The 14894-nt window shown below is 38.4% G+C and carries 8 protein-coding genes; all 8 read left to right on the top strand.

Features of this window, described 5'->3' with window-relative positions:
* The first annotated feature begins 67 nt into the window (after window positions 1-67).
* The 8 genes from WQ54_RS27765 to WQ54_RS27725 all read left to right on the top strand — a co-directional run bounded on the left by WQ54_RS27765 (window position 68) and on the right by WQ54_RS27725 (window position 14893).
* Window positions 68-2569, top strand: a complete 2502-nt coding sequence (locus WQ54_RS27765) for a glycoside hydrolase family 2 protein (protein ID WP_046589757.1) — start codon at window positions 68-70, stop codon at window positions 2567-2569.
* 374 nt (window positions 2570-2943) lie between these two features.
* Entirely contained in the window at window positions 2944-4275 is a 1332-nt protein-coding gene (locus WQ54_RS27760; RefSeq protein ID WP_046589487.1) for a CoA-disulfide reductase, read from the top strand.
* A gap of 1192 nt (window positions 4276-5467) precedes the next feature.
* The gene (locus tag WQ54_RS27750; RefSeq protein ID WP_046589482.1) at window positions 5468-6031 is read left to right on the top strand and encodes an ECF-type riboflavin transporter substrate-binding protein; all 564 of its coding nucleotides are present in this window, start codon (window positions 5468-5470) and stop codon (window positions 6029-6031) included.
* 217 nt (window positions 6032-6248) lie between these two features.
* Complete coding sequence (locus tag WQ54_RS27745) at window positions 6249-7961, top strand: ABC transporter ATP-binding protein (protein WP_046589479.1); 1713 nt, start codon at window positions 6249-6251, stop codon at window positions 7959-7961.
* A complete protein-coding gene (locus WQ54_RS27740) occupies window positions 7951-8778 on the top strand; it encodes an energy-coupling factor transporter transmembrane protein EcfT (RefSeq protein WP_046589476.1) in 828 nt (275 codons plus the stop codon). Before WQ54_RS27745 ends, WQ54_RS27740 begins: the two co-directional genes overlap by 11 nt.
* Before the next feature lie 486 nt (window positions 8779-9264).
* A complete protein-coding gene (locus WQ54_RS27735) occupies window positions 9265-12021 on the top strand; it encodes a response regulator (RefSeq protein ID WP_046589473.1) in 2757 nt (918 codons plus the stop codon).
* 3 nt (window positions 12022-12024) lie between these two features.
* On the top strand, window positions 12025-12882 hold the full coding sequence (locus WQ54_RS27730) for a protein-glutamate O-methyltransferase CheR (protein ID WP_046589470.1): 858 nt from the start codon (window positions 12025-12027) through the stop codon (window positions 12880-12882).
* Window positions 12848-14893 (top strand): PAS domain S-box protein, encoded by a 2046-nt coding sequence (locus tag WQ54_RS27725; RefSeq protein WP_046589467.1) that lies wholly within the window; start codon window positions 12848-12850, stop codon window positions 14891-14893. The genes WQ54_RS27730 and WQ54_RS27725 overlap by 35 nt, the downstream gene beginning before the upstream one ends.
* Window position 14894: the final 1 nt, after the last annotated feature.

The raw sequence follows: 14894 nt of genomic DNA, 5'->3' as shown, positions 1-14894 counted from the left end.
AGGACTAGGAGGAGAAACGGTGACTCAAAAGACGTTAAATGTAACAAATGATAAAAATGTAACGAAAATGCTCCTGCGAAATTGGCATTTTAAACAAAGTGATAATCAAGAGTGGCTTCCTGCCAGTGTACCTGGATGTGTTCATACAGACTTACTAGCGAATAAAAAGATTGCAGATCCATTCTATGGAACAAATGAGTTGGACCTGCAATGGATAGACAAACAGGATTGGGAATATGAAACGATCTTTGATATCCCGGATCATTTAATGAACACCTCCCGTTTACATCTGGTCTTTAATGGCTTAGACACTTATGCGGATGTGTATCTAAACGATGAAAAAATATTGGAAGCGAATAATATGTTTCGCACATGGCAAGCAGATGTTAAGGCATTAGTTAAAAAAGAAAAAAATAGGTTAACAGTCTTCTTCCGCTCACCAATTAAAGAAGACCTGCCGAAACTGGAGAAATTAGGCTATGACTTACCTGCCGGCAACGATCATTCAGAAGATGGTGGTCTCGGTGATAAAAAAGTGAGTATCTTTGCAAGAAAAGCTCCTTATCATTATGGCTGGGACTGGGGTCCGAGATTTGTTACTAGCGGCATTTGGAAAGAAGTCCAGCTAGAGGGCTGGACAACGTGTAAAATAACAGATTTATTTATTCATCAAAAAGAAATAACCGCTTCTTCAGCAAGCCTGAGTGCAAAGGTTGAAATTGAATCTGATGGTGACTGGCAAGGACATCTTCAGCTTTCAACAGAAGGGATTTTACTAGAAAAAGAGGTTTATTTAAAATCCGGCCAAAACTTCATAGAGCTTGATATAGAAATTTTGAATCCTAAACTATGGTGGAGCAGAGGTTTAGGGGAACAGCATCAATATGAATTTTCCGTATTATTACATAACGAAAACCATATCGTTGCTGAAAAATCTGTCAAAGCCGGTTTAAGGTCTGTAAAGCTGATAAGGGAAAAGGATTCTGAGGGAAGTTCCTTTTATCTTGAACTAAATGGAGTGCCTGTTTTTGCTAAGGGAGCGAACCATATTCCAAATGATAGCTTTGTAACAGAAATATCATATGAGAGGTATAAGCATGAAATCATCAGCGCTGTTGAAGCAAATATGAATATGCTTCGTATATGGGGCGGCGGAATTTATGAATATGATGAGTTCTATGACTTATGTGACGAGTATGGAATCACGGTGTGGCAGGACTTCATGTTTGCTTGCAGCATGTATCCTGGTGATGAAGCATTTTTACAAAATGTAAAAATAGAGGCGGAAGAAACGATTAAAAGATTGCGGAATCATCCTTCTGTAGTTTTATGGTGCGGAAATAATGAAATGGATACCGCGTGGTCTGAATATATTGACCATGCAGGATGGGGCTGGAAGGAACAATATTCTCCTGAGATCCGCAAAAAAATCTGGAGTGATTATGAGGCGATCTTCCATAGAATTCTCCCAGATGCAGTGGACGAATATGCTCCAGCTGAAGACTATTGGCCTTCATCACCGATGAATGATTGGACAGGAGATGAAAACCAACACGCCAGCTTTACCACGACAAGCGGTGATATTCACTATTGGGATGTTTGGCATGGCTCTAAACCGTTCGAAGATTATAACACACATGTAGGACGATTTATGAGTGAGTATGGCTTTCAGTCATTTCCTGAATTAAAAACAGTCCATTCTTATGCTGAAGAGAAGGATCTGGCACTAGAATCGGAAATTATGCTCCACCATCAAAAGAATGTAAGAGGAAACCAGTTAATTAAGGAATATATGGAAGCATATTGCCCTGCCCCGAAAGACTTTCCTGGATTTTTATATATGAGTCAGGTTCTGCAAGCAGAAGGAATAAAGGTGGCAATTGAAGCCCATCGGAGAAGAAAACCTTACTGCATGGGAACATTGTATTGGCAGATGAATGATTGCTGGCCGGTTGCTTCATGGTCGAGCATGGACTATTATGGAAGATGGAAAGCCCTTCATTATTACGGAAAGAAAAGCTTCCAGGATGTCATTCTTTCAATTGAAGCAAAAGAAAAATCATTAGATATTTATGTCGTTTCCGATCAATTAAGCCAGGTTGTAGGTAATGTCACAATTGAACTATACGATTTTGACGGACAATTGCTTCTCGAGGAGACAAGTCCAGTAACAATAAGCCCAAATTCCAGCACTGTCGTGAAGACCATTCAAGTCGACGAGCTTCTAAATGATCGGAATCGCAGTAATGTCGTATTGCGCTATGTATTGGATCAAGATGAAAAAGTGATCGATAGCAAGGAATATTACTTTGTCCCTTCTAAAGAATTAGTCCTTAAACCACCTGCAATTTCCATGGAATTAGTAGAAAGCAGCGAGGGAGCTGAATGGATCCTGACAACTGATGTGTTAGCTAAACAAGTTTGGCTGTCAACAGAAACAGAAGGTATTTTTACCGATAACTATTTTGACCTCATTCCAGGTCTGCCTAAAAAGGTAAGGTTTAAGGCACGGAAACAGGATGAAAATCCAGAAAAAATAGAAGTGCGTTCGATGGCTGATTTTATCTAGGAGAACAGTTCATGATGCCAATGGCTATTTATATAAAGGGTTCTTTCTAAAGAGATTGCTGCCTTTAAATAGCTTTTGGCGAAAGCTGTTTAAGATTGATTGGAGTTGATTGCGAGACTGCATAGAGCAGGGGACAGGTGAGACTTATTAGGCATGCATTTAAGTCGAAGGGGCTCGCCGCTCTCTCCATGGAATGCGAGCATTTCTAACTGCAATCAATCACACCGCATATCTTGGCAAATAGCACCAAATTTTAGAAAACAACCAAAATAATGATCTGCCTGTCATTTGTCCGATTTTCAGGATGATAGCAGGTATTTTTTCTATGTTTAAAAAAATCATTTAAATGGAAAATAATGAAAGGAGGGATGAAAATGAAGTTTGTGATTATCGGCGGGGATGCAGCAGGGATGAGTGCTGCCATGCAAATTGTCCGGAATAGCTCCGGACATGAAATAACGGTTTTTGAAAAGGGGGGAATTTATTCCTACGGTCAATGTGGCCTTCCCTATGTGATTAGTGGAAAAATTGAATCTGCTGATAAATTGGTTGCCCGTACACAGGAAACGTTTCGCAACAAATACGGAATTGATGCACGAATTTTCCATGAAGTGGTTAATGTTGATCCAAAGAATAAGCAGGTGAGCGGAACTGATCATTCAAATGGAAAAGCATTTAACATGCCGTATGACCGTCTCCTCATCGCAACAGGTGTTAGTCCGGTGATCCCAGATTGGGAGGGTGTGAACCTGCCAGGTATCTTTACGTTAAAAACGATTCCGGACGCAAAAAGTATGATGGCTTACCTGCAAAAAGAGATCAAGCATGTTACGGTGATCGGCGGCGGATACATAGGTCTTGAAATGGCAGAAAGCTTTGTGGAATTAGGTAAGAAGGTAACCATCATAGAACGGAATGAGCAATTAGCAAAGATTTTTGATAAAGAGATGGCAGAGTTGATCCATGAAGAAGCCAAGAGGAAAGAAATTGTTTTAAAGTTTGGAGAGTCTGTTGAAGCTTTCAAGGGTCAGGACCATGTGGAATTTGTGAAAACCGACAAAGGAGAGTATAAAACAGATCTTGTTCTGTTGGCAATTGGTGTCAGACCCAATACGGGAATTCTAAAAGACACCAGCATTATGACAAGCGTTAATGGTGCGATCCAGGTAAATGCCTATATGCAGACAAGCATAGAGGATATATATGCCGCCGGGGATTGTGCCACCCAATTTCATCGCATTAAAGAAAAGGATGACCATATTCCTTTAGGAACTCATGCAAATAAACAAGGGCAAATTGCCGGCTTGAACATGATCAATCACCATAAAACATTTAAAGGTGTGGTAGGATCATCAATCATTAAATTTTTTGATCTAACACTGGGACGAACAGGGATATCTGAAACAGAAGCAAAACGATTAAATATCCCTAGTCAATCAGTAACTATCCAAGCCACTGATATTGCTGGCTACTATCCAGATGATCAAAAAATGACGGTGAAATTAATGTATCATGAGCATTCCTATAAGCTTTTAGGTGGACAAATCATCGGCAAAAATGGCGTGGATAAACGAATTGATGTATTAGCTACAGCTTTATTCCAATCGTTGACAACCGATCAATTACTGGATTTAGATTTAGCTTATGCTCCTCCATATAATAGTGTATGGGATCCTATTCAGCAGGCTGCTAGGAGAATAAACTAGCTAAAGGTGCTAGTTTTGATAGCAGTTCATTGTTATTGCATGATCAGGGCCAGTTTTCATTGATTCACCAAGAGTTTCGTCCTTGAAGAGAGTGATCAAGGACGCTTTTTATTAATTCACCGAGAGTTAAGTACATGAGGAGAGGTATCAAGGCCATTTTTCATCGATTCACAAAGAGTTTAGTCCTTGAAGAGAGGGACCAAAGCCCTTTTCCATCGGTTCACCGAGAGTTAAGTCCTTGAGGAGAGGGATCAAGGCCACTTTTCATCTATTCACCAAGAGTTAAGTCCTTGATGAGAGGTATCAAGGCCACTTTTCATCGATTCATCGAGAGTTAAGTCCTTGAGGAGAGGGATCAAGGCCACTTTTCATCATTTCACCAAGAGTTAAGTCCTTGATGAGAGAGATCAAGGCTAGTTTAGATCGATTCACCGAGAGTTAAGTCCTTGATGAGAGGTATCAAGGCCACTTTTCATCATTTCACCGAGAGTTAAGTCCTTGATGAGAGGGATCAAGGCCAGTTTTCATTGATTCACCAAGAGTTAAGTCCATGAGGAGAGGTATCAAGGCCAGTTTAGATCGATTTACATGGAGATTAGTCCATGAGGAGAGAGATCAAGACCATTTATCATCATTTCACCGAGAGTTAAGTCCATGAGAAGAGGTATCAAGGCCATTTATCATCGGTTCACCGGGAGTTTCGTCCTTGAGGAGAGAGATCAAGGCCAGTTTAGATCGATTCACCAAGAGTTAAGTCTATGTAAGAGAGATCAAGGCCAGTTTTCATCACTTCACCTAGAGAAATGTCCTTGAGAAGGGAGATCAAGGCTACTTTTCATCTATTCATGGAAATTTTTTCATTAGAAGAGCATAATCAAGGTCACTTTCTCACTTTATTTAAGATTCTCCAGCTTTTAAAAAATATCCAGTTTACTGCTATTGTTAAAGAACTCGTCAATTTGACGAGTTTTTTTGATTTCCAAGGAATTGGTATGTCAAATTGGTTTGGTTTTGGTCGTATAGGGCAGTTGTCTTTCTGTAATAAATTTACAACCAAATGCCTAGCATAAGTCTTTGAATTGTTAAATAAAATTTAAAAGGCAATTTATTATGCTCTCATTTTCCTTAAAGTAAATGCTCAGTTGATTTAGGCAAAAGAGCCAAAAATACTTAATCGTAAAGGAGGATCTTTATGAAGGGAAAAAGCTTATCAACAAAAACAATCGTTGCAATAGGAATTGGAACTGCTGTCTTTGTCATTTTAGGTCGCTTTGCCTCTATTCCAACTGGAATTCCAAACACGTCGATTGAAACGTCTTATGCTTTTCTGGCTTTAATGGCTGTTGTTTTTGGGCCGATTGCCGGCGGACTTATAGGATTTATAGGACATGCGTTGAAGGATGCATTATTTTATGGCTCACCATGGTGGAGCTGGGTGATTGTCTCTGCACTTGTTGGTTTTTTAATCGGTTATGCAACACGAAAATCAACGGTTCAGGAGGGTGTTTTTGCAACAAAGCAAATTGTTTCGTTTAACATCATCCAAGCGATTGTCCAGGCGATTGGATGGATCCTTGTTGCTCCGATTTTAGATATTTTAATTTATGCTGAACCAGTTAACAAAGTTTTCTTACAAGGAGCAGTTGCCGCAATTGCAAATATAGTAACCGTCGGTGTCTTAGGTACGATCTTAATCACTGCCTATGCAAAAACACGTACGAAATCAGACAGTTTGAAAAAAGAAGAAACTCTTTAATTTAAGCTCAGTTACAATGTCGATTGGAGCGTAGGAAGCGATACTCCCATCGGAACAACGGGACAGGGGAGACCAAACGAGCTGCAAAGCGCTGAGGAGGACCAGGACCACCTGCGGAAAGTGATCGCCTAAAGCCAAAATTTCAATATGATTTCATTAATAAAAGAGACTGACTTCTTTGATAGAAAGGTCAGTCTCTTTTGATAGGGGAAATGCAATGAAAGTGCCAGTAATTGAATTTAAAAACTTTGGTTTTAAATATAAAAGTCAAGCAGAGCCAACGCTTACAGATATTAACCTAACAATTTATGAGGGTGAAAAAATACTCATTGCAGGACCTTCAGGCTCTGGAAAAAGTACGCTTGCACATTGTATTAATGGATTGGTTCCTTTTTCTTATAAAGGGAAAATCACTGGAGAACTAAAGGTGAAGGGAAAAGATACAAAAGAACAAGGGATATTTGCTCTGTCAAAAATAGTAGGGACTGTCCTGCAAGATGCTGATGGGCAATTTATAGGTTTAACAGTTGGGGAAGATATGGCCTTTTCTTTAGAAAATGATTGTATAAACCAAAAGGAAATGAAGGAAAGGGTTTTTGAAATAGCCAAAATAGTGGCGCTTGATGGCCATTTAAATCATTCTTTGCACGAACTATCAGGCGGGCAGCGACAAAGGGCTGCTCTTGGCGGAGTCCTTGTTGATCAGGTGAAAATTCTTCTATTTGATGAACCTTTGGCAAATCTCGATCCAGCAACTGGTAAGCATGCAATGGAACTCATAAATCGCATCCATGAAGAAACAAACGCGACTGTTCTTATTGTTGAACATCGAATAGAGGATGTTCTGGATCAAAAAATAGACCGAATCATCATCGTAAATAATGGACGAGTTGTATGTGATATGTCTCCCGATGAGGTATTAGCCTCAAATGTATTAGAGGAGAATAATTTACGTGAGCCTTTATATGTGAAAGCATTAAAATATGCCGGTTATCGAATTACTCCAGATTCAAGTCCAACCCAAATGGAGCGCCTTTTAGTAAAATCATGTAAAGAAAAGCTGTTTTCCTGGTTTAAAGGAGGGGTTCAGCAAGAGTCAAATTTGAAAAAAGCCCCTGTGTTAGAGCTTGAGCAAATTCATTTTCAATATGATGATCAACGTAAAATTTTACAGGATGTTTCTTTTACTATCTCAAAAGGTGAGATGGTCAGTATTGTTGGTAAAAATGGTGCGGGAAAGTCTACTCTTTCTAAGCTGATTTGCGGATTTGAAAAACCTGATACCGGAAGAATCTTAGTAGATGGCAGGGATATTACGCATGATACGCTGAAGGAGCGATCCCTTAACATTGGTATGGTGCTGCAAAATCCGAACCAAATGATTTCAAAAGCAATGATCTATGATGAGGTTGCCTTGGGGCTTCTCGTTAGAGGGATTCCGGATAATGAAATAAAGGAACGAGTTACACATACACTTAACATATGCGGGCTGCTCCCTTTTCGAAATTGGCCGGTTTCTGCACTAAGCTATGGTCAAAAAAAACGGGTCACGATTGCATCCATTCTTGTGCTGCAGCCGGATATTATCATATTGGATGAGCCTACAGCAGGTCAAGATTACCGCCGTTACACGGAAATAATGGACTTTCTTGTTAAACTTAATGGACTTGGGGTCACTATTTTAATCATTACACATGATATGCATCTTATGCTGGAGTATACCCCTCGAGCAATTGTCATTGCAAATGGAAGAGTGCTCGCAGATGATCGGGCAACCAAAATTTTAAGCAGCCGGCCTGTATTGGAACAGGCTAATTTAAAAGAAACATCTTTATACGAATTAGCCAAAAGAGCAGGTATCAATGAAATCAACGATTTTATAAACCATTTTATCTTCCATGAAAAGGGGGAAAAACACTTTGGCCGTTAATATGCTGTCTTTTATTGATCGAGAATCACCAGTACATCGATTAACAGGTGCAACGAAATTGATTTGTTTTCTCTTTTGGTCAACTGCAGCTATGCTTACATATGATACACGAATTCTCCTTTTCTTGCTTTTTATTAGTTTTTTTCTCTTTCTTGTTTCAAAAATTAAATTTAGCGAGATATCTTTTGTGTTAGGTTTTATCCTATTCTTCCTTTTTATTAATAATGTGGCCATTTATATCTTTTCACCTCAGGAGGGTGTTGGAATTTATGGATCAAAGCATCTACTAGTGGAGTTGCCTAAAGGTTATGAACTAACTCTTGAGCAACTATTCTATCAATTTAATTTAACGTTAAAATACATAACTGTCATTCCGGCAGCACTTATCCTCATCTTAACCACAAATCCTAGTGAATTTGCTGCTTCATTAAATAAAATTGGCATAAGCTACCGAATTGCATTTGCTGTATCGCTAACTTTGCGATATATTCCAGACCTTCAAAGGGATTTTAGAAATATTGCACGTTCACAACAGGCACGAGGCCTTGACATGTCTAAAAAAGAAAAGCTTCCAGCACGTATGAGAAATGCGTTATCAATCATTATGCCTCTTATCTTTTCGAGCTTGGATAGAATTGAAGCGATTAGTAATGTTATGGAGCTGCGCGGGTTTGGGAAGAAGGATAAACGAACATGGTATAGCGCGCGCCCATTTACTAAAAACGACTATCTCGCATTATGTCTGATCGGAGTCATTTCATCCATTTCACTTATCGTTACGTTCTTTGATGGGAATCGTTTTTATAATCCCTTTTGATAAGATGTTGAATTATTTGTTGGGAATTTATTACAAACGACAGGTCCTTACGCTTTGTTAAAGGGATGAATAAACGGTAAATTGAATTGTATAAGATTTTAAAAAATAATACTTACTTCCGCAAGCAAGAAGGGAAAAATGAACTTAGTGTAATGGGGTGCCCAATATATTGGTGTAAGGTGAACCTAATTGTCTATCTAGGTTCTTTTTTTATTGTTAATTAAATTCCATATTAATATACTAATATAATTTTCGAAAACAGATAAATTGTCATTTTATGTTGAAAAAAAGTTCGTTTGACTATTTGCTTGTATGAAATAATGGGTAGACGATAATCAGCGATTTAAAGTATTATTATAAGCAAAATATGTAATTTTAAGAGATAAATTGAAAAAGATTTATCTAGTGGAAAAGTAATTTACAGAATATTGAAATATTATAAATAATCATTAAACGATAATGAAAAAAATTATTCGCGGAGGCCAAATGAAATTTAAAACAAAGCTTTATCTGAGTATTGGATCATTATTGCTATTAATTTCGATTATTGTTGTTATTTTATTGAATATGCTTGAACAATCGACAGTTAATATGCATGTTGTTGTGAATGAATTGTATCAGAGAATTAATATGGCTTCAGATATTAAGTACGAGACATCTAATATAGGCAGAGAGTTAAGAGAAATCACAACTGAACAATCAAGTGAAAATAGACAAAAAGCGACAAATGCTTGGGAGCAATCTCATATCAATATGCAGCTTGCCATTGAGTCACTGGAAAAAAAGGATACACAAGAAGAGTCTCAGGAGTTGATTGCAAAGTTTAAAACCTTGCACGAGTCCTATCAAAACTTGGCACAGCAGGTGATGACGGCTAGGAAGATTGATCAAAATGTTGAAATTAAACCTGCCCTATGGAATGAAGCAGAGCTTACGAGACAAAGGATGCTTCAAATTGCAGAGCTTCTCCATGGGTTGCAGGAGCAAGAGATGAAAAATGAGCTTTTAAGATCGAGAGAAACGTATAATTGGGCTGTCATGGTGATTTATATTTATTTGGCCATTGGCTTAACTATTGGTATTAGCTACACAATTTATATGATTAAACGCATGACGAAAAACCTTAATAATGTAACCTCTGTTATGAAACGTGTGACATCAAGTGATTTTGGCAGACTGCCTCGAATTGAGGTTTTTTATAAAGATGAAATTGGTGAAATTGCCTTAGCCTTTAATAAAATGGCCAGAGCGTTAGAGGAGCATAGCAAGCTTGAGAAAAAGCTAGTTGAAGAAGCGGAGGAACATAGCTGGCTGAAGACGAAGATTGCCGAAATATCCACCATGTATCCTGAGGTTGAAAATATTCAGATGTTGGCTGAGCTGTTAATAGCGAAGCTTGTCCCAATGGTCAGTGCAAGCCATGGCGCTTTCTATGTCAAGGAGATAGAGGAAAGCCATCCGTATTTAAAAAGGATCGCAGCATATGCATTGTCGCAAGAAGAGAAAGACTTTGATCGTTTTCGTTTTGGCGAGGGGCTGATTGGACAGTGTGCGGTTGAAAAACGGCCAATCCTGCTTAACCAAGTACCCGAACATTACATAAAAGTTCGTTCAGGCACGGGAGAAGGCGCACCGAAAAATATTATTATTCTGCCGGTTCAATTTGAAGGCGATGTCCTGGCAGTCATCGAAATTGCCTCTTTTGAGTCATTTACTCCGTCACAGGTAAAGCTGCTTGAAGAAGTAAACAGCACTATCGGCATTACGCTTAATAGTATTTCAAACAGGATGAGGGTTGAAAGGCTGCTGCAAGAATCTCAAGCCTTAACAGAAGAGCTTCAGGCTCAATCTGAGGAATTGCAATTGCAGCAAGAGGAATTAAGGACAACGAATGAAAAGCTTGAAGAGCAATATGAAGCATCGGAACAAAAGAAAAAAGAGATTGAAAAGGTTCGAGAGGCTCTTGAGGAAAAGGCGCAACAGCTAGAGTTAAGTTCCCAATATAAATCCGAGTTTTTAGCTAATATGTCCCATGAGCTTCGGACACCGTTAAATAGCCTGCTAATTCTGGCACAAATTCTCTCAGAAAATGGTGAGGGAAATCTTACATCAAAGCAAGAAGAATATATTCGGACCATCTATTCGTCAGGAAATGATTTGCTTCACTTGATTAATGATATTTTGGATCTCGCAAAAGTAGAATCAGGCAAATTGGAAGTTGTTCCTAAAGAAATAGAGCTCAAGCAGGTAAGAGACGATATTTTAAGTCAATTCTCTCCGATTGCCAGACAGAAGCAAGTCCAGTTTTCTGTTGAACTTGTACAAGTACCAGATCGTTTTTATACAGATGAACAAAGACTTCAGCAAATTTTAAAAAATCTGCTTTCTAATGCCTTTAAATTTACCGAAAGCGGCAGTGTGTCCCTAGTTGTTCATAAGGTTGGAAAAGAAGCAATTGGTACAAGGCTCCATTCTGTCGATCGAGAAACAAAGTATATGTTAGCCTTCTCTGTTATTGATACGGGAATTGGCATTGCCAGAGATAAACAACAAACGATTTTTGATGCATTTAAACAAGCGGATGGAACGACAAGCCGTCAATATGGCGGTACAGGACTAGGTCTTTCTATAAGCAGAGAATTTGCCCAGCTGCTGGGCGGATTTATTGAGGTCAGAAGTGAGAAAGGCGAAGGGAGCACTTTTACATTATACTTGCCACACTTTGAGCAAATTGACAAGATCGAAGAAACTTCTGCTTTTGAAGAAGCAGCTGTCAGTCTAGAAGTGAACCAGTATCAATTAAATAAGGGAGACCTGGCAAGAAAAGACGAAAATCTGAAACAGCATGGGAGATCAATGCTTAAGGATAAGAAGATCTTGATTGTCGATGATGATATTCGCAACGTATATGCATTAACCATTGCGCTGGAACAATATGAAATGGATATTATTGTCGCGGAAAATGGCCGTGAAGGTATTGAAGTGCTGCAAAACAATCCAGATACCGATTTAGTTTTAATGGATATTATGATGCCCGAGATTGATGGATTTGAAGCCATGCGCAGAATCCGCAAAAAACATGAATTTAGCACGATTCCAATCATTGCCCTCACAGCAAAGGCCATGAAGCATAGCCGTGAAGAATGCCTAAACGCTGGTGCAACTGATTATATTAGTAAGCCGATTAATTTGGATCAATTATTCTCACTTATGCAAGTTTGGCTTTATAGGAAGGAGGGCTAGGACATTACAAAACTATTTCCAATTAACTCTGTTAAAACTGATCTAGATGAAATTGAAAAAATTGAAATAGAGTTACTTTTAGAAGCGGTATTTCGCTATTATGGATACGATTTTCGAAATTATGCATCTCCTTTTATTCAAAGGAGAATCTGCCATAGAGTGAATAAAGAAAATCTTTCTAGTATATCAGCCCTTCAGGAAAAGATTCTACGGGACCATAATGTCATGGAGAGGCTGATATCAGACTTTTCGATCAATGTGACGGAGATGTTTCGTGATCCAGACTTCTTCTTGGCTATTCGAAAAAAAGTGATTCCGATTATGAAGGAATTTCCTGAGATTCGTATTTGGCATGTCGGCTGTTCATCGGGTGAAGAAGTTTATTCCATGGCGATTCTTTTACACGAAGAAGGGCTCTATGAAAAAGCAAGAATTTTTGCTACAGATATAAATGCTACTATTTTAGAAAAGGCAAAAAAGGGCACGTTTCCTTTAGATGGAATGCAGCGTTACACGAAAAACTATTTTGAAGCAGGTGGAAAACGAGCCTTTTCAGAGTATTATAAGGCAGTGGACGATCAGGTGTTTTTTCATCCCTTTCTTCAAAAAAACGTCGTGTTTGCCCAGCATAATTTAGTAACAGATCATTCCTTTAACGAATTCGACATTATTATTTGTCGAAATGTCTTAATCTATTTTAATAAGAGTCTTCAAAATGATGTTCATAAGCTATTTTACAATAGCTTAAGCTTATCTGGTTTTCTTGGACTGGGTAAAAGAGAGGGGATAAAGTTTACTAGCTATGAAAACTGTTACGGAGAATTTGATGCAACAGAAAAAATCTATCGAAAAATTAAATAGTTTACCTGCAAAAAAGGTTAATATTTTAATGGTGGATGACCATCCTGAAAATCTGCTCGCATTGGAAGCTGTTCTTATATCTCCAAACTATAACCTGGTAAGTGCAAATTCAGGAAAAGAAGCATTGAAATGTATGCTTAAACATGATTTTGCAGTTATTTTGCTTGATGTTCAAATGCCGGGATTAAACGGCTTTGAAACCGCAAAGCTTATTAAGGCGCGGGAAAAAACACGGCATATCCCAATTATTTTTATTACGGCTATTAGTCAAGATATCGAGCATGTACAACAAGGGTATTCTGTCGGAGCTATTGATTATATATTTAAACCCTTTCATCCGGAAACTCTTAAACAAAAAATAGAACAATTCGTTAAAATTCATCAAAAGCACGAAGAAACGATCATTCAAACCGATCAAGTACGTACGGACGAATTAATGGAAGTAAATAAAAAACTTGATCGAACTAAATTGAATTTACGTCGTACTGAGGCATTAGCAAAGGTCATTGGCGAGACCATTATCGATACAATCGTCACCTTTGATGACCAAGGGTATATCATCTCGGTGAACCCGGCAGTAAAAGGCATGCTTGGTTATGAAGCTGACGAGTTGATTGGAAAACATGTTGTGATGCTGTTTCTTAAGGTGATGAGTGATTATGAAGATGAATCAACATTTTCGATTTTTTCTTCCATCAAACAAGCCTCAGGCAGGATTATTGAATCGTATGTTATACGAAAGGACGGGAGTTATTTTCCTGCAGATATTCAAATTGGTGAAGCAACAGTTGAAGATCAACAAATTTTTGTTTGCACAATACGAGATGTGACAGAACGAAAGCAAATCGAGGAAGTAAAAAAACAAAGGCTTCATGATATGGAACATATCGTGGAGGAACGAACATTGGAACTTTTAAAGGCGAATGAAAAGCTGCAAAAAGAGATTGAGGAACGAAATAAGATTGCAGAGCACCTTTATTATTCACAAGAAAGATTTAAAAAGATTTTTGAATGCAGTCCTAGTTTAATGGGGATTTTTTCTCTGAAACAGGAAGTTTTTATTGATGTAAATGCAAGCTGGGTAAATTTCACTGGCTATAGCTATGAGGAATTGGTCAATAAAAAGATTGATATCGAGAAGTTTGTCGAAAAAACAGATGAAATGATTGATTTTGAGCAAGTGATTCGCAACAAAAAAATTAACTACAAAACAAAGCGAGGGGAGATTCGTGTCGGACTGTTGTCTACTGAAATGATTGACATCCATCAGGAACGCTGCGCGCTTATTGCTTTAACGGATATTACGGAAAGGGTTCACTTGGAGAAGGAGATGTATCGATTAGATCGCTTGAATTTAATCGGCGAAATGGCTGCAGGAATTGCCCATGAAATCCGGAACCCGATGACAACTGTTCACGGATTTTTACAAGTAACAAGGAATGACTGCAGGAAGTTACCTGATGAGATCGTAGATTTGATGCTGGAAGAGTTAAATCGAGCAAATTCGATCATAACAGAATTTCTTAATTTGGCGAAAAACAAAGTCAGTGTTAAGAGGAAGCAAAACCTCAATGCGATTATTGAAGCGTTATCACCGCTGATTCAAGCAGAGGCATTAAGATCAAGTAAGCATATTTTTCTTGATTTAGGTAAATGTCATGAGATTTTTTTAGATCAAAAAGAAATTCGCCAGCTTATCTTAAATATTGCCTTAAATGGGCTTGATGCGATGTCACCGGGAGGTAAGCTTACGATAAAAACATTTACAGAAAGTGACTTTGTCATTCTGCAAATAAAGGATCAAGGAACAGGCATTAGCCCTGAAGTGTTGGAGAAAATCGGTACTCCTTTCTTTACGACAAAGGAGACAGGAACAGGGCTGGGATTAGCAATTTGCTACAGTGTGGCTGAACGTCACGATGCTGAAATTGATATAGAAACAGGAAGTCAGGGGACAGTTTTTTCCGTTCGTTTTAATCAATCAAGTGAAAGTGAAGGTATTTCCTCATGAG

The organism is Bacillus sp. SA1-12 (genome assembly GCF_000981385.1).
In the GTDB taxonomy this organism is placed as follows: domain Bacteria; phylum Bacillota; class Bacilli; order Bacillales; family Bacillaceae; genus Metabacillus.
This window is presented reverse-complemented; position numbering and strand designations above follow the sequence as displayed.